General features: G+C 31.0%; 14 protein-coding genes. 8 read left to right on the top strand and 6 right to left on the bottom strand.

The genetic code is table 11. From position 1 onward, the window contains the following. Nucleotides 1–444 precede the first annotated feature (444 nt). Entirely contained in the window at nt 445–1,092 is a 648-nt protein-coding gene (locus tag IW20_RS17645; protein ID WP_035625348.1) for a response regulator, read from the bottom strand. A gap of 75 nt (nt 1,093–1,167) precedes the next feature. Continuing rightward, nucleotides 1,168–2,919 carry a sensor histidine kinase gene (locus IW20_RS17640; protein ID WP_035625346.1) on the bottom strand — a complete coding sequence of 584 codons (1,752 nt, stop codon included), beginning with the start codon at nt 2,917–2,919 and terminating at the stop codon, nt 1,168–1,170. A gap of 1,058 nt (nt 2,920–3,977) precedes the next feature. Between IW20_RS17640 and IW20_RS17635 the strand changes: the two genes are divergently transcribed. The 8 genes from IW20_RS17635 to IW20_RS17595 all read left to right on the top strand — a co-directional run bounded on the left by IW20_RS17635 (nt 3,978) and on the right by IW20_RS17595 (nt 17,284). Beyond that, complete coding sequence (locus IW20_RS17635) at nt 3,978–4,535, top strand: GNAT family N-acetyltransferase (protein WP_035625343.1); 558 nt, start codon at nt 3,978–3,980, stop codon at nt 4,533–4,535. A 147-nt stretch (nt 4,536–4,682) separates the two neighbouring features. Next, a complete protein-coding gene (locus IW20_RS17630) occupies nt 4,683–6,245 on the top strand; it encodes a sensor histidine kinase (RefSeq protein ID WP_035625340.1) in 1,563 nt (520 codons plus the stop codon). A 104-nt stretch (nt 6,246–6,349) separates the two neighbouring features. Next, nucleotides 6,350–8,944 carry a zinc-dependent metalloprotease gene (locus tag IW20_RS17625; RefSeq protein WP_035625336.1) on the top strand — a complete coding sequence of 865 codons (2,595 nt, stop codon included), beginning with the start codon at nt 6,350–6,352 and terminating at the stop codon, nt 8,942–8,944. A 26-nt stretch (nt 8,945–8,970) separates the two neighbouring features. After that, nucleotides 8,971–12,309: a SusC/RagA family TonB-linked outer membrane protein gene (locus tag IW20_RS17620; protein WP_035625330.1), complete on the top strand. Its 3,339-nt coding sequence runs from the start codon at nt 8,971–8,973 to the stop codon at nt 12,307–12,309. Nucleotides 12,310–12,319: 10 nt separating this feature from the next. Then, nucleotides 12,320–13,639 (top strand): RagB/SusD family nutrient uptake outer membrane protein, encoded by a 1,320-nt coding sequence (locus tag IW20_RS17615; RefSeq protein WP_035625327.1) that lies wholly within the window; start codon nt 12,320–12,322, stop codon nt 13,637–13,639. 59 nt (nt 13,640–13,698) lie between these two features. Then, complete coding sequence (locus IW20_RS17610) at nt 13,699–14,457, top strand: LytR/AlgR family response regulator transcription factor (RefSeq protein ID WP_035625324.1); 759 nt, start codon at nt 13,699–13,701, stop codon at nt 14,455–14,457. A gap of 567 nt (nt 14,458–15,024) precedes the next feature. Further along, entirely contained in the window at nt 15,025–15,615 is a 591-nt protein-coding gene (locus IW20_RS17600) for a TetR/AcrR family transcriptional regulator (protein WP_035625320.1), read from the top strand. Between the two features lie 118 nt (nt 15,616–15,733). Further along, complete coding sequence (locus IW20_RS17595) at nt 15,734–17,284, top strand: DHA2 family efflux MFS transporter permease subunit (RefSeq protein WP_035625317.1); 1,551 nt, start codon at nt 15,734–15,736, stop codon at nt 17,282–17,284. Nucleotides 17,285–17,327: 43 nt separating this feature from the next. On the opposite strand, the gene IW20_RS17590 is transcribed toward IW20_RS17595, so the two are convergent. The 4 genes from IW20_RS17590 to IW20_RS17575 all read right to left on the bottom strand — a co-directional run bounded on the left by IW20_RS17590 (nt 17,328) and on the right by IW20_RS17575 (nt 23,430). Continuing rightward, nucleotides 17,328–19,727: a TonB-dependent receptor domain-containing protein gene (locus tag IW20_RS17590; protein ID WP_035625313.1), complete on the bottom strand. Its 2,400-nt coding sequence runs from the start codon at nt 19,725–19,727 to the stop codon at nt 17,328–17,330. A gap of 378 nt (nt 19,728–20,105) precedes the next feature. Further along, a complete protein-coding gene (locus IW20_RS17585; protein WP_035625311.1) occupies nt 20,106–21,170 on the bottom strand; it encodes a helix-turn-helix domain-containing protein in 1,065 nt (354 codons plus the stop codon). A 48-nt stretch (nt 21,171–21,218) separates the two neighbouring features. Beyond that, nucleotides 21,219–22,271, bottom strand: coding sequence for a helix-turn-helix domain-containing protein (locus IW20_RS17580; RefSeq protein ID WP_035625308.1), 1,053 nt, complete (start codon nt 22,269–22,271; stop codon nt 21,219–21,221). Nucleotides 22,272–22,491: 220 nt separating this feature from the next. Next, nucleotides 22,492–23,430, bottom strand: a complete 939-nt coding sequence (locus IW20_RS17575; protein WP_051885872.1) for a PorP/SprF family type IX secretion system membrane protein — start codon at nt 23,428–23,430, stop codon at nt 22,492–22,494. Nucleotides 23,431–23,446: the final 16 nt, after the last annotated feature.

Below are 23,446 nucleotides of genomic sequence, written 5' to 3'. Positions count from 1 at the left end.
TTATGAGGTTTATTTACTGCAAAGCACACGAAGTTTTTTATTTACAAGATTCTACAAAAAACTAAATCTCATTCTTTTTACCGCAAAGCACGCAAAGTTTTTACAAGTAAGATTTTATAAAATCGCAAAGTTCGCAAAGCTTTGTCGCTCTATGGCCTTTGCGATCTTTGCGTAAGTCTTTGCGTGCTTTGCGGTTAACTTTAAAGTAAATCATGTTTTTTTTACCGCAAAATAGCGAAGTAGCGAAGAAACATCTAGTTTTTTTGAATTGCCTCCTGCTTTAGCTGGAGGAATAGAATAAGGAAGTGTGATTGGCTTTAGCCAAAATGCTCTATTCTTTTGGCTAAAGCCAAGAATATATTGTCAATTAAAAACCTCCAGCTAAAGCAGGAGGCAATTCAAAGCAATGTTTTCAGATTAGAGAAACATCTTTTAGATATCTATTTATTTCTCATCATAATATAGATGAAAGAGTTTTATCAGTTCTGCTAGATTATCAACTTCTAGTTTTTCGAAAATCCTGTTTTTATAAGTACTAACAGTAGTTTTCTTTATTTTTAAAATTTCCAAAATTTCCAGATTACCGTAACCTTTAATAAATAAACGAGCTACTTCCATTTCCCTATTCGATAATACTTCTAAGGGATTTGTTGGTTTCTTAGTAATATAAGAGTCCAGAATCCTGTCTTTAATATTCTGGGTCATATATTTACCTGTAGAAATCATTGTATTTATTGCTAATTTCATTTCGTCTTCAGAACTTTCTTTGGTTAAATATCCCGATGCTCCAGCGTTTAAATATCGCATAGCATAAATGTTCTCCTCGAGAGCCGAAAATATTAATATTTTAACCTCTGGCTGGATTGCCTTAATTTCTGCCAGAATATTCAAGCTATTGCCATCTGGGAAATTTACATCCAAAATCAATAAATCTATTTTAACCTCTTTTAATATTTTAAAAGTATCGTTAAAAGTGGCTGCCTTATAAACCATAGCATTCAAGAATAGTTCTTTAACTATTAAAGTTACTCCTTGACGTACTACAACATGGTCGTCGGCAATTAAAAAACTATAGCTATTTGATGAATTCATTGTTTATAAATTTTAATTATTATAAACCCATTATTATTTCTAAAAATACAAAACAGTATTTATTCTGTTTTATTTTTAAACTGGGCTTAATATCAAATTAAATACAACTTTTGTGCCTTTTCCTTCTTCGCTTTCAATTTTGATTTCACCATCAAACAATTCGACTATTTCTTTACATAAATTCAAACCTAAACCTACTCCTAAATCATTGATTTTGTTAGAGACAGCTCCTTGATAATATAATTCGAAAATATTTTTTAAATCATTCTCTGGAATACCTACTCCACTATCCTGAATTTCTATTTTTAAATTATATTCATAATCCGAACTATTATCCAGATCAATGGCAATTGATATAAGTCCGTTTTCTGTAAACTTATTGGCGTTACCAACGATGTTATAAAAAAGTTGATGAATTTTTGTAGCATCAGAATACACTTCGTAATCTGAATCTAAATTAGAATTTAGTTTTATTTTATTTCCTTTACTTTCTACCAACGATGACAAAGAATCAACAATCTGATTTATCTCTGATTTTAAATGAAAGTTTTTATTCTTTAGCTTAAGCTCATGATTTTCTTCTTTAGAATATTCTAAGATTTGATTCGATAATAAAATCAAAGAATTAGTTGTAAACTGAATAGATTTAAAAGTGTTTTTAATTTCAACATCTTTTATAGAAGAACTAATTTTCTTGCTATACATCGAGATTATACTTAAAGGTGATCTTATCTCATGGCTAATCATCCCCATGATTCTATTCTTAAAGTTTAAACTTTGGCGTATTTGGTTCTGGGCAATTGTTAATCTATTTTCATACTCAAAAGCCATTCTGGTAAAACTAAATAGTATGATAGAAACAATAAGCATAACAATTATTAGTATTAATAACGTATAGTTCCTAACCTCTGTATTTGATTTATATTGATTCTGTAATTTTTTCTGGGAATCGGCTTGAAGAGTGTTAATCGGGTTTGTATAATTAGGTAATATCGTAGCGCTTAAATTTAGTAATTTGCTATTAAGCTCTGTTAGTTTTAAATCCTGATCCCTTAAACTCGAAAATGATTTCTTTAAATTATTAAATTGACTTTCATAGTATTTATTAGTCGTTGTAAATACATTTTTTATTTGATCCTCAATACTTCCCGAAACAAGTTTATCATTGTACTTCATGGTTACAATAATCTTTAATTGCTCCTTCTGTATATCGGTTTTGCCAGCAAGCGCATCGCCTAATCTCGAGAAAAGTCCTTTTTTCGACACGCTGTCAACTTTCATATAAGAATCCGTTTTTATGCTGTCAAGGATTTTTTTGTACTCAAACTTTTTAAAGTCTAATAAACTAGCTGCTTCATTATTTTTAGGACTGGTTTGTAATGCAATAATAGAATCTATAGTGGAACGTAAAGCCAAAACATCTGATTCTGACTTGCTTTTCTCCATTAAGAGTTTTTTAAATTCTTCATTATTAGCAGTAACAGCACTTAGTTTATCTACCAGTTCTCCAGTTTTATTTATTGATGCTGTATATTCTTTTAAAGAAGCTTCATCTTTATTGGTAATATAATTGTTGTAATATTTTTGAGAATTAATAAATGAATCATTAACCTCGTTTGTAAGTTGTTTTACACTACCTAAATGGTTTATCGAATCAAAAATCTTCGATACTTTGGCTTCATTCGTCGACTCGTTATACCAAAATATAACTGCCAGAATTTGTAAAAGAATTACAAATGCCAGCAAAGTATAATGAATTACTTTTCTATGTTCGAATTTTAGTTTTGTAAAACCAAATGTATTTTTTGTCGAGTTTTCTTTAATCAAAATTTATATTGTATTAAGGTTAAAAAATGAACTAATAAAAATATTAACTCATAATAACTGTTTTGATCCAGGTTTTTAAAGTAGTATATGTACTACATTTTTTTAAACTAGTAATTGTTTTAAATATTAAAATTTGACTTACCTATTAAAGATAAAATAAGTTTAATTGACATCAACCTTTTTTTTGAAAAAAAATTAATACTGAACTAAAACAAGAACACGCATTTAAAAGAGATTTGGGGAAGTCTTTTAACTAAATATAAAAACCAATATGTTCATACAATTTACATATTTTAATTATTTTTTAGAAATATATTTTCTTTTTTTATGAAAGAATATTTTGCAAAAATAACTTGCTAGAATTTATCAATTTGTAGAACATCTAATAGTTACACTTTAGAACTTGTTCTACAATTTAGCAATTTTTATGGTACAAATATAAGTTTTAATATAAATGTAAACGATATAATACATGTTAGTATATTTATAAGCAAACTTGCTGAGTAATAATTCTCAAGCATATATTCCAAATAATTAAATAAAATTCTGAACCATTTAATTTATATGAGAATATTTAGACTAAACTTGTTAAAATTTTAATTAAGAATTTTTATTCACAAACTTATATTTCCTTAAATAACTTTATGGTTAAATAAAATCCTGAAACATATAAGTTATGTAAGTACATTTAAGCCAAACTTGTTAAACCCTTAATTAAGTTATACGTGCTCAAGCTTATATTTCCTTAAATAACTTATATGGTTAAATAAAATCCTGAAACATATAAGTTATGTAAGTACATTTAAGCCAGACTTGTTAAAACCATAATTAAGTTATACATACTCAAACTTATATTTCCTTAAATAACTTATATCGATAAATAAAAATATCTGTTAATTTAAATAAATTATTAAGAAACTCTTGATTGAATTTTATTACATAATAACCAATAAAAGCTTATTTATCTATAAATTCCTAAATAAAGCTTAATATATCTGCTTGATTTTGGTATATATGCAATATTAGGGTATTTTTGCAAAAACGAAAATGAAAAGGTGATGATTATAAGAAAAGCAACTATAAAGGACTCTGAAAGTATTGCAAACTATTTACTACTAGCAATGGAGGATATCATTTATAAATTTATTTGTGAAGAGAACTACAATAAAGCAAAAGACTTTTTGCTACACTTTATAACAAAAGAAAATAATCAATACTCTTATCAGAATTGTTTTGTTGCCCTAGAAGACAACGAGATTGTTGCTGCTGTAAATATATATGATGGTGCAAAATTAAGTTTGCTAAGAGAGCCTATCGTACAATATGTTAGAACTCATTACAACAAAAACTTTAACCCTGAATACGAAACTCAAAAAGGAGAATATTATATAGATACATTAGGAGTTGATCCTAAGTGTCAGGGAAAAGGTATTGGATCAAAAATGCTGCAGTTTTTGATTGAAGAATATGTAAACAAGAATCAACAAACTTTGGGGTTACTTGTAGAAGAAGCAAATCCGAATGCTAAAAAATTATATTTAAAATTAGGATTTAAACCTGTTGGAGAGAAAACTCTGGTTGGAAAAAAAATGGAACACCTGCAGATAAAAGCCTAAATACTCAGATAGATTTAGCTGATATATTGATAGATACGTTTTATAATCCCCAAATAAGACGAAGACGAAAAGAATTATCTTTGCAAAAAATTAATAATACCACATTATAATAAGGACTTTAATATTCCTTATTTTTAAAGATTACCATTGAATTTTAAATCGAAAAATAGCCTTTCGGGGCGTAACTTCTTTATTTTAGGGATTGTTTTTGTGATCCTTACCATGTTTTCTATTTATATATTAAGCAGCTTAATAACGCAAATATCCGAAAAATCAAATTCGACTAATTCACTGCGTAGTTTTTTCAAAAAAAAGGAAGTTTTAGCACTCGAATTTTCTCGTTTTCTAGAAGTTGAAAAAGAAATTACTCAGATTATTGAAATTAGCACTCCTAATAATCTATCGGATAATTTAAGAGTTCTTAGTACTATACATGCCAATAAAAATCTTGTTAAGAACAATTGGTTCCAGATAAATAATGGCAAAATAGAATTAAAAACCTCTGATGATAAAGCTCGTTTAACGGCATGTATAAACGACTTTATTGCTAAAAATGGGGATAAAGACAGAGTTAACACTATTATTAAAGATGGTAAAAATATCTTTTGGCGAATTTATTTTAAGTCTAAAACAAAAAATGGCGAAGTAGTACGCTATGGCTATGATATTGATTTAAAAGCATTGCGTTTTTATTTTTCTACCGTAGATCAATTGGCAGAAAATTACGCATTTGTATTTGATAAAGAAGGTACTATACTTTATCATCCTGAAATTAATTTTATAAAACAGAATGTTTTTAAGGTGACAAATATCGTTCCTACAGATACTATATTTATTACCAAAAAAGGTTTTTCTAAAAGAGTAGCGCTTTCTGAATATTTAAATTTAGATATTCTTAGGTACACACAACGGCTAAATGTAAATGGTACTGACTGGTACGTTTGTGTCAATTTTCCAGAAAATATATCAAACGAAGATGTAAATGATATAAAAAAATATGCGTCATTAATTTACTTTATTACGACTGCAATCTTGCTCGTATTCTTTTATTTGTTTGCCATTTTTACACGCAAAAGCTTTCAGGAAAAAGAAGATTTAGCAAAAGAAAAGAATAAATTAAGTTTAGAAAACGAAAAGATAAAGAAGGAAAAAGCATTAATACAATTGCACCAATTAAAGGAGCAAATTAATCCTCATTTCTTATTTAATTCTTTGAATTCTCTTTATATGCTTATTGAAAGTAATACTGGTGTAGCACGCAAGTTTACTTTAAATCTTTCTAAAATTTATCGGTATTTAATTAACCCTCCCGAACAAAATATTGTTACGCTCAAGGAAGAACTTCTATTTATAGAAAAGTATATCTTTTTGCAACAAACTCGTTATAAAGACGAATTTGATTTTACAATTACAATCGAAGACAATAGTGTTTTATCAAAAAAAGTACCCTACTTAGCTTTTCAGATAGCGATAGAAAATGCTATCAAACACAACATTGCTTCAGATGAAAACCCGTTGAAAATTGTAATTACCATCCAAAAAAATAAGGTGGTCATTACCAATAATCTAAACGAAAAACAAAACTTCGGTGGAGAATCTAAGTTTGGTCATAAGTACTTACAGAGTATTTATAACTACTATTCTAAAACCGATTTTGAGACGTTTAAAAGAGACGGATTTTTTGTCTGTATTTTACCCTTAATTGAATAAAAAAAGCATTCACTCCCAAAAAAAAGCCACTCACTCCGTTTTGTTTTTTTTAACGTTATGGATGCAATATTTTAGGCGAAAAATTAACCTAAACTTAACTTCAAATGAGGGAAAAGGCATTATTGAAAAATTTAAAAAACACATTTATTCTACTATTAATACTTAGTAGTAGTACAATTATTGCGCAGAAAAAAGACAAAAAAAGCAAAGAAAACAAAACTGAACAAGCTAAGGATTCTACAACCAACAAAAAAGGAAAAAAATATAACGATCTTTTAAAGGACGCAACCGTTAAAAAAGGATTGTTTAACATTATACAAGTTAAAACTGATCTTTATCTGGAAATAAATGATTCTCTTTTTCAAAGAGAATTTCTTGTGGTAAATAAAATTTCTAATGTCCCAATGCAAGTTAATGAGGCTGGGTTAAACAAAGGAATGAACTACGAAAACAAGATTATCACTTTTCATAAAGATCTTGTTGCCAAAAAAGTATGGGTAAAATCATCTGTTCCTAATGTTTCATCTCCTGTAGGCGATGCAATAACAGCTTCTGTAAATAATAACTTCTCGGAGTCTATTATAGAGGTCTTTGATATCGAAACAAAAAATAATGATTCGACTTCGGTTGTAATCAAAGCAAATAAAGTTTTTGACGGAAAACAAAAAAGTTTCAATGATGTTTTAAGTAACATTGGTTTTGGAGGTTCTGTAAAATCTGATTTATCATATATAGAGTATGCAAAATCATTCCCGAAAAACATAGTTGTTAAATCGCAACTTACAACTTCTGTTAGTGAAGGTGGTCCTGCCCTATCGGTTACAATTGGGGTAACTAGCAACATTATCTTATTAGATAAAGTTCCTATGCAACCACGTTTTTCGGATAAACGTATTGGATATTTTACCGAAAAGCACTGGTATTTTAGCGATAACCAACATGCAATGCGTGAGAAAGAATTGATTACTCGATGGAGATTAGAGCCTAAAAAAGAAGATATTGAGAAGTACCGTAAAGGAGAATTGGTTGAACCAAAAAAACAAATCGTTTATTATATCGACCCTTCAACTCCTAAACAATGGCGCTCTTATATTATAGAAGGTGTACGTGACTGGCAAGTAGCTTTTGAAAAAGCAGGATTTAAAAATGCTGTTATTGCAAAAGAACCTACTGCAGAGGATACTGATTTTGATATTGATGATGTACGTTATTCTGTTATAACTTATGTAGCTTCTCCTAAATCGAATGCGATGGGACCTGCAGTTGTAGATCCTAGAAGTGGTGAAATAATCGAGTCTGACATTATATGGTGGCATAATGTTATGACATCTTTACACAGCTGGATGCGTATACAAACTGGTGTTATTGATCCTAAAGCGAGAGGAAATAAATTTAGCGACGAACACATGGGAGAAGCTATCCGATTTGTATCATCACATGAAGTTGGACATACATTTGGTTTAAAACATAATATGGGTTCTTCATTTGCTTATGATGTAGAGTCGCTTCGTTCTAAAGATTTTACAGCAAAAATGGGTGGCACGGCTCCATCAATCATGGATTATGCTCGTTACAATTATATTGCTCAACCAGAAGATCACGTAGAAGCTATTACGCCAAAAATTGGTGAATATGATAAATACGCTATCGAATGGGGATACAGATGGTATGGTGATGAGAAAGAAGAACACACGGCTTTAAACGGTCTTATCTCAAAACATCAAAATGATCCAATTTATTTTTATGGTGAGCAACAAGACGAAATAATCGATCCACGCTCACAATCTGAAGATTTAGGAAATGATGCGATGAAAGCGAGTGAATACGGACTTAAAAACTTAAAACGTGTTGTAAATAATATCCTTGACTGGACGTATGATAAAGATGAATCTTACTACGAAACTGGTAAACTTTATATCGGAACTATTGGGCAATGGCAACTTTATAACAGACACGTATTAAGCAACCTTGGAGGTATTTATCTTAACACAACTGTACATGGTGATAACAAGCCTAGTTATGTACCTGTTCCTGCTTCAATCCAAAAAAGAGCTGTAGCGTATCTATTAAAAAACAGTATTACTATTCCTGAATGGTTGTTTTTTAACCCGATTCTAGATAAAACGAATGCATTAAAAGATTCTCCAGTTGGTCCTTATGAGTATACACCTTATACCCTAGCGAGAGAATTGCAATACAGTACTTTATATAGTATGCTTAGTGATGATCGTTTATTGAGAATTACAGAAAATGAATTATACCAACGTAATGAAGCTAAAGAAAATGTGTTTACTGTAACACAATTATTCAAAACATTACGTCAGAATATTTTTGCTCCAACAATCCAAAATAAATCATTGACGATTATGGAGCGTATGACACAAAAGAATTATATCGATGTGCTTATTGTTTCTACAAACAAACTTTTTGAGAAAACAGACGCTAAAAAATTAATCGAAATACAAGATAATTTAAGCATTCCTCATTTATGCAATCAGCTAGATGAATCAAGAATGGCACGTAATATAAATCAATCTTCTCTTAAAAGAGTTTCAGAAGTAACATCTGATAAAAAAGGAGAATTAAAACAAATTTTACAATTATTAAGAACGAAGAAAAATATTGGAAATCAGGAAACTCAAAACCATTATTTTGATTTGATTCAACGAATAGAGAAAGCTTTAAATACCACACTATAAATCTTTATCCTAATTAAAAACCAGAAATGAAAAAATTATTTTACATCTTGACTTTGTTCCTGACGGTTGTCGGGTATTCTCAGGAAACTCGAACGATTACAGGAAAGGTAATTGATTACCAAGACAAACTACCAATTCCGGGTGCGACTGTTTATGTTGAAAACAGCTCAGTATCTAATAGTACAAACCAGAAAAGTGTTATCGAAAGTGCTAGTATAGGTACTATCACAGATTTTGACGGTAATTTTGAATTAAAAATATCTACCAATACTACAAGTGTACGTGTAACCTTTATGGGATATCAATCGTATACTATTAATATTACGGCTCAAAAAAGCTATAATATTTCTTTAAAACCAGACTTAAGCGAACTTAAAGAGGTTGTTGTAACTGGATACCAAAAAATTGAAAAAAGAAAATTGACTTCTGCTGTTGCAAAAGTTAATATGGCCGATATACAACAAGCCGGAGTTGCAAGTTTAGATCAATTATTAGTAGGTCAGGTTGCGGGTGTAGCAGTAACTCAAAATACTGGTGCTCCTGGTGCTATTGCCAAAATTAGAGTTCGTGGTACAGCATCACTTTCAGGTTCACAAGATCCGTTATGGGTATTAGATGGTTTACCATTAGAGAGCAATGATGTTCCTAAAAACTTTGATAAAGACAATATCGACGAATTAAATAATTTTTCTATCGCTGGATTAAACCCTGACGATATTAAAGACATTACGATATTAAAAGATGCTGCTGCTACCGCAATTTACGGAGCAAGAGCTGCAAACGGAGTAATTGTTGTTACTACCAAAAAAGGTAAAAAAGGTAACATGAAAGTAAATTTCATAGCAAATACTTTTGTTACTATGAAACCAGATTTTTCTAAATTAAATCTTTTAGATGCTTCTCAAAAAGTAGATTTTGAACTAGGTTTAGCCAGCAGATCAGACTTAACTTATAGAGACAGTGGCGGAGAAATTTCTCGTATACTAAAACAGTCTAATGAATTAGGGGCTTATAGAACGGGGGGTTTTTCGGCGTTGTCTTCAGCTACACAAAACTCTATTAATAACTTAAGAAACAGTAACACAAACTGGGGTGATTTATTATACCGAAGTGCTGTAAATACACAATATGGTTTAAGTTTCTCTGGTGGAGGCGAAAAATCTGATTATTACTTCTCTTTGGGAGCTTATAACGAACAAGGAACTACAGTAGGAACTGGTTACGATAGATATAATATTACTTTAAAAAACAACTTTGAAGTTACTGATAAGTTAAACATTGGTATTGGTTTATTTGGTTCTGAAAGCAAAACAAAATCATACATAACAGATACGGATGGTTTTACAAATCCTGCTAATTACTCAAGAACAGTAAACCCATATTTAACTCCATATAATGCTGATGGATCTTATAGATATGACAAAGATATTAGTGGTTATTCTGATGTTTATGTACCGTTTAACTTTATCGAAGAAAGAGAAAACTCCTCTTACGAATTAAAGAACAGAGCCATTAAAGCTATTCTTGATGTAGATTACAGAATTACAAAAGGCTTAAAAGCAAGTACTCAGATTGGTTTACAATTTGACAATACTGCAAGTGAGAAATTTGCTGACAAAAACACCTATTTTACAAGAAAAGAAAGAGAAAAAACTCTACGTTTTAATAATGGTAAGCCGGCTTACTTTCTTCCTGAAGGTGGAATTATCCAAAATACAAATACTGACTTTTTTCAATACAACTGGAAAACGATGTTAAACTACTCTACTGTTTTCAATGAAAAACACGAGTTGGAACTTATGGCAGGTAGTGAATTAAGAAGAAATTACAATACTAGTATTGCAACTAAAGCGTTTGGATATGATCCTAAAACGTTAACTTCTATCGAGATAATTTTCCCAAGCGCCGATCTTGCAGACGAACCTGTTTATAGAGGTTATAAAAAGTCTAAAAATGAAAATGCATTTGCTTCGTTTTTTGCAACAGCATCTTATACATACGACAGAAAATATACATTCTTCGGAAGTGTACGTTATGATGGTTCTGACTTATTTGGTGTAGATCCAAAATACAAATACTTACCACTTTGGGCAGCTTCTGGTTCTTGGTTAGTATCTGAAGAAGATTTCTTAAAAGGTAATGAAACTGTATCTAACTTAAGATTACGTGCTTCTTACGGATTACAAGGGAATATAGACAAAGGAACATCGCCATTTGTAGTAGGAGAATATAAAATCGAAACTATTTTGCCAGGGCAAACTGAGCCAAGTATTGCGATATTAAGCCCTCCAAATGATAAATTAAGATGGGAAAAAACAGAAAATACCAATTTTGGTATGGATCTGGGATTATTCAATAACCGTATTAGTATCGTTACTGATGTATACGGAAGAAAAAGTAGTGATTTAATCGGTATTCAATCACTTCCTGTAGAAAATGGTTTTGAGTTCACTACCCTAAACTGGGCACAAGTGACTAATAAAGGATTTGAGATTGCATTGGCAACGAAAAATATTGATCATCCAAATTTTAAATGGACAACTAATATTAATTTCTCACACAATAAGAGCAACGTAGATCGTATGCAAATTAGAGAAAATCAACTTACACCATCAATAGAAGGATACCCTGTAAGAGCTTTATTTGCTTTAAAAACAAATGGAATTGATGAGAATGGTTACCCATTGTTTGTAAATAAAAATGGAGAAACAGTTAATACCCAAACATTCTTCCAACTGTACGATGCTTTAGCTGATGTTATACCTGGAGAGTTTGCACAATCTAAACTTGATACTAAAGAAATAAGAGATTTATTTACTTATGCTGGAGATTTAGATCCTAAGTTTACGGGTGGTCTTACTAATACTTTCAAAATTCATGATTTTGATATTACAGTTGCTACCACTTTTAATATTAAACAAACAGTTGTAGAAACACCTCCGTACAATGGAACAGCGGTAGATCGTGGAAGAAACTTCTCTACTGATATTCTAAATGCATGGTCACCTACTAACACAGGATCAAACTTACCAGGAATTGTTGGGAATGAAACTGGTACTGGCGACTCTTGGATGGCTTACAAATGGTATGCTGGAGCAAACTCAATAAATACCAATAAATTTTTAGATACTTGGGTACGTGAAATGAGTTATATGAGATTAAGTAGTTTACGTTTAGGATATACTTTGCCTAAAAAAGCAATCGAAAAAATGTTTTTTGATAATCTAAGATTCAGTATTGAAGGAAGAAACTTATTTGTTATCAGCTCTGATTATAAAGGATATTTTGATCCGGAGACTTATGGAAACATCTATGCTCAGCCTATTCCTAAATCAATAACATTAGGATGTAACATAACTTTTTAATTAATTTAAGATGAAAAACATATCAAAATACCTATTCCTTTTTGTAGCTGCGATAGTAGCTACAAGCTGCGATGATTACCTAGATGTAAAGCCCGTAGGGAAAGTAATTCCTGAAACACTTACTGATTTTAGAGCTGTTCTTACTAAAGGATACGCTACTTTTCCTACCCATAAATCACTAACTTCTTTAAGAGGTGATGAAGTGCTTCTTGAAGAAGAAACCAATGATTTAGTATTCTACAAAGATAACTATATGTGGAATGATGCAAATCCGGATCTTATTGCTACAAGATTTCCGTATGCAGGATTATATAATTGTATTTTTTATACCAATGTAATTATTAATGAAGCTAGTGCTAAACTAGGTCCGTCACCAGAAAAAAATCAGTTGGTTGGTGAAGCATACGCATTAAGAGCGCTTGCTTACTTTGACTTGATTAACCTATTTGCAAAACAATATGACCCAGCAACTGCTAGTTCTGAAAGAGGTGTTCCATTGGCATTAGAAATAGATTTAGAACAAGCGTATATACCACAAAGTGTGGAAATTATTTATGGTCAAATCTTATCGGATAAAGAAGAAGCTAAAAAATTGCTTAACTTGGATACTCAGGCTAAAGGACTAAACTATCGTTTTTCTAAAGCAGCATTGTACGCAATGGAATCTCGTATCTATTTGTACCAAAAACAATGGGATAAAGCTTTACAAGCGGCAGACAGAGGAATGTCTATTAACAATTCATTAGTTGACTTAAATGCTACTCCTATTTTGCCAAACAATTATGATACTAAGGAATCTATAATGGCTCTTGAAAATACATTTGAGAATAAACTAAAAAGATCTGCTTATCCAGCTCCAACCTTAACAAATGCATACGACAAAGTAAATGACTTGCGTTTTAAATTGTACTATAAAGTAAGCGGAAGCGGATTTATATTTTTAAAAGGTGGTGAATTATACCAAAAAAATACATTTAGAACTTCTGAATTGTATTTAACAAAAGCAGAAGCTTCTGTACAATTAAATGATCTTGCAACAGCAAGAACAACTATATTAAATTTTATTAAGAACCGCTATAATACCACAGGTTACGCTCAATTGAGCACAAAGATTAGTGCTATGAACCAAACAGAACTTCTTGATTTTGTATATCAGGAAAGACAACGTGAGTTTGCCATTGAGGGACACCGTTGGTTTGATTTAAGAAGAACTACTCAAAAACAAATCGAACATACATTGAGTAACAAAACGTATACTTTGATCAAAAATGATCCAAGATATACGTTGCCTTTCCCATTAGATGCGCGATTGAATAATCCAGAATTGTAAATTAATTAGCTCCGTTTTTAACGGAGCTTTTTTTTTTAACTTTGCAAAAAAAAGGAGAAATGAAAATAGTTATTATTGAAGACGAATATCTTGCTTCAAGCTATCTGAAATCTATTCTGGAACAGCAAAGTATTATTACTATAAGTGAGATAACTTTATTGAAGTCTGTAAAAGATGCGGTTGCTTTTTTTGAGAAAAACGTCGTAGATCTTGCTTTCATGGATATTCATCTGGGAGACGGTAAGAGTCTTGATATTTTTGAGAAAGCGACTATTTCATGCCCTGTTATTTTTATAACGGCTTACGATTCTTATGCCGTTAAAGTTTTTAAACATTTTACAATAGATTATCTCCTTAAACCATACGAAGAGGAAGAATTATTAGAAGCTTTAGCTAAATATAAAAATATAAAAGAAACATTTAATCCTAACCCAATTGTTGAATCGCTTGTTACAATTGAGAATCAAACTAGCGTTCAGCATCACTTTTTGGTAAACCACAGAGATAAACTTATATCTATAAACGATAGAACAATCTCTTATTTTTATGCCACAGGAAAGCATCTTTTTATTTATACAAATTCAGGCAATAGCTACTATTATAATAGCAATCTTAAGGATTTAATAAACAAATTAGACTCTATTCTTTTCTTTAAAGTAAATAGAAAATACATTCTGAACCGAAATCATATTCAGGAAATTATTAAACATTCTAGTCAGAAAATCGAATTGTTATTAAACATTTCTATGCCAGACACAGATCCGATTATTTTGAGTAAAAAAGAAATTAATAATTTCAAGAACTGGCTTGATTCGTGATTCATTTAAAGTTGCTAAGGTTCTGAGGGACTAAGGTACTAAGGTTGTGTGCTTGTGTTTAAGTCTTTTTTGCCACGAATTACACGAATTTACACAAATAAAAAATCTGCAGTATCTGCGTGCTTCTTTTTTTGCCACAGATTAAAAGAATTAAAGTTATTCCAAAACTTTGCGAACTCTGCGGTTAATTTAAAGCTACAAACCACAATCTTGTCACCCTGACGCAGGAAGGGTCTCCGCGAGTAGCTCGACAAAGATTATGGAGTTTCTTGTGATTCTTCTACTCCGCTCAGAATGAAAGCATCGAGGAGAAACTTTGCGACCTTTGCGTAAAACTTTGTGAACTCTGCGGTTAATTTGCCACAAGTAAGTCACTCGATTTCTAGTGATTCTTCGACTCCGCTCAGAATGACAGCATCGAGGAGAAACTTTGTGACCTTTGCGTAAAACTTTGCGAACTCTGCGGTTAATTTGCCACAAGCAAATAATGTACAAAAAAAATTACCTCCAAAAAGATTAAAAATAATACCGATTGGTATATATTTGTATTTTAAAATTAAAATAGTCATGAGTAAAGCTGCAAGAACCAAACAATTTATCATTGAGAAAACTGCTCCTATCTTTAACATGAAAGGCTATAGCGGTACATCTATAAACGATATTACAGATGCAACTGGGCTTACAAAAGGTAGTATTTATGGTAATTTTGAAAATAAAGATGAAGTTGCTATTGCTGCTTTTAAATACAACATAAAAAAACTTCAGGATACTTTTGCTAAAGCAATCGAAAAAGAAAGTACTTATAAAGAAAAGCTTTTGGTATATCCCCGACTATATTCTGATTATTATAAACTACGAATTACTCAAGGAGGCTGCCCTATTCTTAATACTGCAACTGAAGCCGACGATACCCACCCTGTTTTAAGACGAGGAGTAGAAAAAGCAATTACGTATTGGAAAGAAAAACTAACTTTCTTTATCCAACAAGGTATTGCAAATGGCGAATTTAAAGCTAAATCTATCGATCCTGAAAGAACTGCTTTAACAATCATTGCCATAATCGAAGGTGCTGTAATGATTAGTAAAGTAACCGGAAATCTAAAAAACTTATCAGACATCATGATATCTTTAAACAAAATCATCGAGGATTTAGAATAGTTAAATTCGACCTTGTTTTTTTTTAAAATAAAAACATACCGTTCGGTATTATTTAATCTAAAACTAACCTCTTTTTTTAAACTAAAATATACCGATTGGTATAATTAATATTTATTTTATGACACCTCTTAATCGAAAAATTTTAATCATTACAGTCATTCTAGCAGCTATTATGGAATTAATAGATATATCGATTGTAAATGTGGCGCTCTCACATATGAGCGGAAATCTTGGAGCAACACTTGAAGATACATCTTGGGTTATTACTGCCTACGCAATTGCCAATGTCATTATTATTCCGCTTACAAGTTTTTTGAGCGCTAATCTCGGGCGACGTAATTATTATATAGGTTCTGTAGTCTTATTTACATTCTGTTCTTTTATGTGTGGTCACGCAAACAATATATGGATGTTGGTATTTTTCAGGTTTTTGCAAGGAATTGGTGGCGGTGCATTATTATCAATATCTCAAGTTATCGTTTTTGAACTTTTTCCTAAAGACAAGCAGTCAACTGCGGGAGCAATATTTGGTGCAGGAATATTTATTGGTCCTACAATAGGTCCTACTCTTGGAGGTTATATAACTGAAAATTACGACTGGCCATGGATATTCTTAATCAACATTCCTATTGGTATTCTGGTTGCGATATCATGCTACTTTCTATTAAAAGAACCTCCTGTAAAACCCGAAGTAACTAAAGTAGATTGGACAGGAATTGTTCTATTAGCAATTGGTGTGGGTTCTTTGCAAACGGTATTAGAAAGAGGTGAAGTCGAAGATTGGTTTGAAACTAAATATATTGTTGTGCTTACCATTGTTGCAGCAATGACATTAATAACTTTTATATATTGGGAATTAACAGTCGAAAAACCTGTTGTAAATCTTCGTGTGCTTAAAAGTAAATCTTTAAGCATTGCTGCAATTCTAACATTTGTAACTGGGTTTGGTATGTTTATTTCTATATACATAAGTCCTGTTGTAGCGCAACGTTTACTTAGTTTTTCGCCTTATCAAACAGGTTTACTCCTACTTCCAGGAGCATTATTTGCATTGTTAGCACTCAAAATATGTGGTACATTATTACAAAAAGGTGTTTCGCCTGTACTAATTATAGCAGCAGGATTCCTTCTTTTTATTTATTTTAATTGGCGAATGTCGGGTATAACTCTAAATACTAGCGCTGCAGAAGTTTCTACGGCACTTATTTTTCGTGCCTTAGGATTGGCTTTGCTCACGGTTCCGCTAACTATGCTTGCCGTTTCTTCTCTAGATGATAAAGATATTGCGCAAGGAGCTGCTCTTAATAATATGATGCGACAGTTAGGCGGATCATTTGGAGTCTCGATAATAAATACCTACATCGTACATCGCTATGCATCACACCGAAATGTATTAATATCCAGAATTACTCCCGATAATTCAATCGCAATGGATAGGATTAATGCTTATATAAAATATTTTGAACACAAAGGATTTGCTTATAATGAAGCCAGATTAAAGGCTTTAAAATTAATGGAAAGCATCGTTACCAAACAATCTTCATTATTGAGTTATAGAGATGCTTTTTTTCTTGTAGGGCTATTTTTTGCTGTAACATTACCATTGTTATTGCTTGTTATGAATAAATCTAAAAAGGCAAAATCGAATATTATAATATCTGATCATTAATACAAAACAGCCTTAGAATTAAATCTAAGGCTGTTTTAAAATTTTATCTTGCTCTGCTGTTTTCAGTTTGTTCCACTTCTTTTTTCTTGTAATCTGTTTTTTTAGAATTTCCAAAACTATATGTTGCAATCAGTTTAAAGTAATTTGTTGTATAGGTTCTGTGGTAATAAATCTCCGTTTGTCCTACTGTATAATTTCCCGAAGCATTAAATCCACGAAAAATATCATTGGCAGAAAAATTTAGTTTTAATGCATTATTTAAAAAGTTTCTTTCGATTCCAACTGTCACTGTCGAGCGACTATTTTCGTCTCTCAATCCGTAGCTTTTGTCTCCCAAATACCAAGCAAGTAATTGAATTTTGAACATATTAGGAATTGTAAATGTGTTATTAGTATACAGGTAAATCTGAGGTTTTGTAGCTCCTAGTGTAAATTCATAAGAGTTGTCTACAGATTTTGTGTAACTCATACTTACTGTATTGGTCGAACTCCACCATTTGTTTGAAAATGATCTTGATATCGATGCAAAATAACTATCTTCTTTTTCTAAATTTAATGATCTCAAAATATAACTGTTAGGATTATTACCACGCAAAGCAGCTCCTGATATAGGATCTATTTTATACATATAGCCTACTTTAAAATCATACTTTTTATATGTAGCACCAATTTCAAAAGCGTATGTTCTTTCAGGTTTTAGGTGAGGATTTCCTTCTATGGTTGTAAATGGATCTTGATAAATAACATACGGATTAAGTCCCTGATATCTTGGTCTTGTTATTCTTGACACAAAAGATGCATGTAACTTTAATTCGTCCGAAAGAGGCATATTCAATAATAAATTAGGGAAAATGTCGGCATAGTTCTTCTTAAATTTCTGATTACCTCCTGCAGTTGTATTTAATTCATAATTGGTCCATTCGCCTCGAGCGCCCAAAGAATAATTAAATTTTTCTCCTAGCGAACTACTGTAATTTATATACGCTGCTCCTATTTTTTCTTCATATTTAAAATCACTCGAAAGATCTCCGTCTAATTCAAATTCAGAATTTCTGTCATCAGATATCAAGAAATCAGAACTTGTCTTAATTGTAGCATAACTTACTTTTGCACCAGCTTCTAGCTTTGTTTCTTCGCTTATTTTTTTAGAATAATCAGCTTGAGTATTTATAATATTAATAGTATTGTCTGCATTATTTTTTAAATATCGCTCTGTATTTATGCTATTAACCAAACCATTTTCATCCATAAAATCTCTTGTAAAACCATTGTAATTAGAAAATTGCATTCCAATAAATAACGATGATCCTCTGGGATCGGTAATTGCATTATAATTTAAGTTTACAAACTGATTGAGTCGAACATCGTTTCTATCAACATCTGTGGTATAAAAATTAGTACTGCTATTAGTTGTAATCGAATTTTTATTGGCTACTACTCCACCCAAATCATCAACATTTCCACTATATTCAAACGAAATATAATTTGATTCAGAAAAGGTATATTGTAGCCCAAATCCAAAATTAGAATAGTTATTAAATCTACGTCTCCAATCTGTCGTAAGCTCAGATTTCATATATTCAGTAGGATCAGGTCTTGTTCTGGTTGTGTATAAAAGTTCCCTGCCTTTCCCTAATTGTAATCCATAATTACCTATAAAAGACCACTTGTTTTTATTATAATTAAAATCCAGCAGTGTATTTGTACTCGTTCCTGCAAATTCCGAAACTGTAATTTGCTGGCTCGCTGTTCCCATGATTCCGCTTTCCATATTTTTCTTTGTAATGATATTAATTACTGCTTTTCCTTCGGCATCATACTTGGCAGAAGGATTAGAAATAACTTCAATCTTTGCAATTTGCGAAACAGGAATTGCTGCAAAACGTTCGTTACTAATTAAAATTCCGTTTAAATAAATGATTGCTTCACCTTTTCCTAAAACACTAATTTGACCTTCGGAAACTATAACATTAGGAACTCTGTCTAATAATTCATTTACCGAACTACTGGTGGAAAGTAATGTATTAGCTACGCTTACCTCAATAGATCCATTAGGTTTATATTTTAACAATGAAGCTTGATTTTTTATAACAACTTCATTTAACTGATTGTTATTTTCTTTAACACGTATGGTACCCAAATTTATATTTTCTTTTCCGTCATAAGTAATACGGTGAAATGTGTCGGCAAATTCTACAGAAGTAAGTTTTACCAATACTTCCTTTTGATTGATATTTGAAAATTGAAAAATACCATCCAAAAAATCATGCTGTTTAATTAGAGTCGAATCACGAACAGATAACAAGGAGATATTTCCCATCATAGGTTCATTGTTATGATTAACAACTTTTCCTGATAGAATTTGTATCGATTGTCCTTGTACAGATACAGAAGATATAAGTAAACAATAGATGTAAATGAAAACTAAGATTAGTATTCTCATAAAATTTTGCGATTAAGATTTGACTTTTTATAAGTACAAAAGTCTACTGTAAATCGCGGTATGAGGTAATTCAATAAGAAATTAGGAGTACGAATTTATAAATCTATACTCTATTTTACTGTCCTAACAGCCCTGAATCTTAGAGATAAAACCAGTTAGGTATTTTTTTGAGCTTTTTCTTTTAGAAAAGCTAAGATTAAACACAATACTGTCATTTCGACGTAGGAGAAATCTCCACAAGAAATTAACTAACAGTTTTGCCCAAAATTGGCGAGCTTCTCGCGGAGATTTCTCCTACGTCGAAATGACAAGTTTGAGATTGTTTTGTGTAAAACTAAAGTTCTTTACACCCTTAGTTCGGAACTTGCAGGAATAAGATTAAGCTAATGAAGCAGCTTGCAATTGATAGTTTAAAGGTGTTGTTCCTGTATGTTTTTTAAATGCTGTAAAGAAAGTTGATTTAGAATTAAATCCTACATCATAACCAATAGATTCTAGAGTCAGTTTATTGCTGGAAGTGATAATTTTGCACGCTTCGTTTATCCTAAATTCATTAACAAAACTGGTAAAGTTCTTCCCTAGATTGTTATTTAAAAATTGTGACAACTGATGGCTTGTACTATTTATTTCTTTGGATAATTCTTGTAATGTAAGGTTTGGATTTTTATATAATTCTTTTTCTACCATTACATTTTCTAATTTTCCCAATAAAACTAATTCTTCGGCAGAATCTATTTTTTTACTTGTATATTTTGGAGAGCTGAGCAAGAATAAATCGTCTGTCTTATTTCGGTATAAAAGGATAAAAATTATCAGATATAAAATAAATGAAAACGATACCGATCCTGTAATACAAGAAACAAACGAAACTCCGATAAAACCAAGAAAATAGAAAAGAAATACAATTGCATTACCAAGATAAATTATGCCGTACCATGTTTCCGCAGCATTAGCTTTACTGTTTTTGCTAATCATTTTCGATAGAATAGCTCTGCTTACATAACCTGATAAAACAAGGTAAAGAAACCATTGAAAGAAAATAATTGCGACTAAATAATCATTCCATAAAACAGGATAATTTTCATAAGAAAATAAAAGACCTCCGGCGAATAAAATGGTAAGCCATGTTACAAGATTCCATTTCCATAATTTAGAAATAGTTGTATTACCTTGAATTCCTGATTTAAGAAGATAATACAAAAAAGGGCCAATTAATAAACAGGCCGAAAGACCAATTTGTAGATACGTTTTGGGCAAAGCATTATTAAAATATACAAAAACGGTAATAGTTATTCTTACGCTCAAGGCTAATAACAATGCTCCTAGAAAATAATTAGTTAAATATTTTTTCTTTGTAAAAAAGAAGAAATACAAACTAAGAATGATTGCGTTGAAAGCGCCTAAAGCTCCAAAAAAGAATAAAATTTCTTTGCCAATACTCATAATTTACGTTTAGTTATTCTTTGAAAAATAGTACTAAATTCAATCTTATTAGGCTTGTAATTGATAGTTTAAAGGCGTTGTTCCGGTATGTTTTTTAAATGCTGCAAAGAATGTTGATTTAGAATTAAATCCTACATCATAACCAATAGATTCTATGGTAAGTTTATCATTGGATATTATAATTTTGCAAGCTTCGTTTATCCTGAATTCATTAACGTAACTGGTAAAATTCTTTCCCAGATTATTGTTTAAGAATTGAGATAATTGATGGCTTGTACTATTTATTTCTTTAGATAAATCTTGTAAGGTTAGGTTCGGATTTTTGTATAATTCTTTTTCTATCATTACATTTTCCAGCTTTTTCAACAAGCTTGTTTCCTCGGCTGAATCTATTTTTTTGCCCGAATATTTTGGAGCATTAAGCAAGAATAAATCGTCTGTCTTTTTTCGGTATAAAAGTATAGAAATTATTATATACAGTATAAATGAAAAAATTAAAGAACCGCTTAAATAAGAGACGTGTGGAGTATTAATTAATGCCAGAAAATAGAAGATAAAAAGCAAGGTATTGCCAAGGAAAATCATCCCGAACCACATTTCGGCTGGATTTGCTTTTTGTTTTCTGCTTACAATCTTTTTAAGTACATCTTTAATTGTAAAACCTGCAAAAACTATATATACAAACCACTGAAAATAAATAAGCTCTACAAAATAATTTCTCCAAAGTTTTGGGTAGTCATTATAAGGGTATAATACCCCTACAGTTACAATAAGTACGGCCCAGAAAACAAGTATGAATTTCCAGGATTTGGGCATTACGTGAATTTCTTTAACCGAGGCTTTTAGAAAATAATATAAAAACGGACCTATAAAAAAACATGCCGAAAGTCCTATCTGAAGGTATACTTTAGGCAAAGTTGGATCAAAATGTATAAATACAGATTTAGCAATTCTTATGCTTAATGCTAATAAAAGTGCTCCTAGAAAATAATTCCCGAAGTACTTTTTCTTTGTAAAAAAGAAGAAGTAAATTCCAAGTATAATCCCGTTGAAAGCTCCCAAAGCACTAAAAAAGAATAAAAGTTCTTTGCTAGTATCCATAATTTATTTCTGTTTTATAAATAATTATTCTGCAAACAAAGCTAAAAAAAAGATTCATGCCTACTAAAAATAAATTATATAAAAATTACTATAATTCTTATTAATCAAATTTTGCTTTAATACTATTTGTAAAGTTCACAAAAAAGCCCAATTTGAGGATTGGGCTTTATACTAGATTCTTTCTGGCTATTATTACATTTCTATTTTAGATCAATACGTTTTAAAATCCTAAATTATTTACTGGATCTGTAAAACTACAACCACATTCTCTACGCATGTTTTTAGACTGCTTGAATGTATATTTTAAATAAAATTGATGTGATGACGGGGCGTACTTTCCTAATCCGTTTATGTTATGATCATACGCATATCCTGCCTGAAAATCTTGTAGCAAATTAACTCCTATTATACCAGTTACAGCCGAGTTTAAACGGTAGGAAGCCCCAAATCTAAACTTTTCTTTAAACTCAAAATTAAGAGCAAAATCTATTGCCAATGGCGATCCCTGAACTTCTTTCGCTAGTATTGAAGGTTTAAATAATAATTCATGTGTTAATGCAGTTTGATATCCTGTTGTAAAATAAATTTGTGGTTTTGTTACCGCTATTCCTACTATTGTAGGATCATAACTTTCTTTAATAAAATTGGGCGTAGATAATCCGATATACCAATTGGGTGTATTAAATAAAAAACCAACTCCTATTCTTGGAGATATTCTGTTTTCGATATTGTTTTCAAAACTTAAATCATTATTGTTTTGTACATCGAGCCGTGTATAATCTACATTAAGCATATTAAAACCCGCTTTTAAACCAAATGAAAGCATATTTATCTCATCTGTAAAAATAGTATACGAATAATCTCCTGTTACAATTAGTTCTTCGGTTACTCCTAATTTTTCACTAGATACGTTAAGTCCTGCCCCCATATTCATTGTAAGCGGGATATTAACGTTTAAATTCAAACTTTCGGGAGCTCCATCAAATCCTGCAAATTGTGTTCGGTGTATTAGCAATACGCTTCCGTCAAAGAAACCAGCAAAAGCGGGATTAAAACTCGACATGTTTAATTTATAATCTGAGAACTGAGCATCTTGTTGGGCTCTGGCAGAAAAAAATGTAAATATAAATGCCAGAGCTAGTATATAATTGAGTTTCATTTGTTTGTTAGGTTTA

It is taken from the genome of Flavobacterium hydatis (assembly GCF_000737695.1).
Classification (GTDB): domain Bacteria; phylum Bacteroidota; class Bacteroidia; order Flavobacteriales; family Flavobacteriaceae; genus Flavobacterium; species Flavobacterium hydatis.
The sequence above is the reverse complement of the archived record's forward strand: the minus strand, read 5'-3'. Positions and strand labels throughout refer to the sequence as shown.

Excerpts from the sequence above, each read along its gene's own strand:
- IW20_RS17600 (WP_035625320.1), top strand. The coding sequence starts at position 15,025 with ATGAGTAAAGCTGCAAGAACCAAACAATTTATCATTGAGAAAACTGCT.
- IW20_RS17580 (WP_035625308.1), bottom strand. The coding sequence starts at position 22,271 with ATGGATACTAGCAAAGAACTTTTATTCTTTTTTAGTGCTTTGGGAGCT.
- IW20_RS17575 (WP_051885872.1), bottom strand. The coding sequence starts at position 23,430 with ATGAAACTCAATTATATACTAGCTCTGGCATTTATATTTACATTTTTT.
- IW20_RS17625 (WP_035625336.1), top strand. The coding sequence starts at position 6,350 with ATGAGGGAAAAGGCATTATTGAAAAATTTAAAAAACACATTTATTCTA.
- IW20_RS17645 (WP_035625348.1), bottom strand. The coding sequence starts at position 1,092 with ATGAATTCATCAAATAGCTATAGTTTTTTAATTGCCGACGACCATGTT.
- IW20_RS17590 (WP_035625313.1), bottom strand. The coding sequence starts at position 19,727 with ATGAGAATACTAATCTTAGTTTTCATTTACATCTATTGTTTACTTATA.
- IW20_RS17585 (WP_035625311.1), bottom strand. The coding sequence starts at position 21,170 with ATGAGTATTGGCAAAGAAATTTTATTCTTTTTTGGAGCTTTAGGCGCT.
- IW20_RS17610 (WP_035625324.1), top strand. The coding sequence starts at position 13,699 with ATGAAAATAGTTATTATTGAAGACGAATATCTTGCTTCAAGCTATCTG.
- IW20_RS17620 (WP_035625330.1), top strand. The coding sequence starts at position 8,971 with ATGAAAAAATTATTTTACATCTTGACTTTGTTCCTGACGGTTGTCGGG.
- IW20_RS17615 (WP_035625327.1), top strand. The coding sequence starts at position 12,320 with ATGAAAAACATATCAAAATACCTATTCCTTTTTGTAGCTGCGATAGTA.
- IW20_RS17595 (WP_035625317.1), top strand. The coding sequence starts at position 15,734 with ATGACACCTCTTAATCGAAAAATTTTAATCATTACAGTCATTCTAGCA.
- IW20_RS17635 (WP_035625343.1), top strand. The coding sequence starts at position 3,978 with ATGATTATAAGAAAAGCAACTATAAAGGACTCTGAAAGTATTGCAAAC.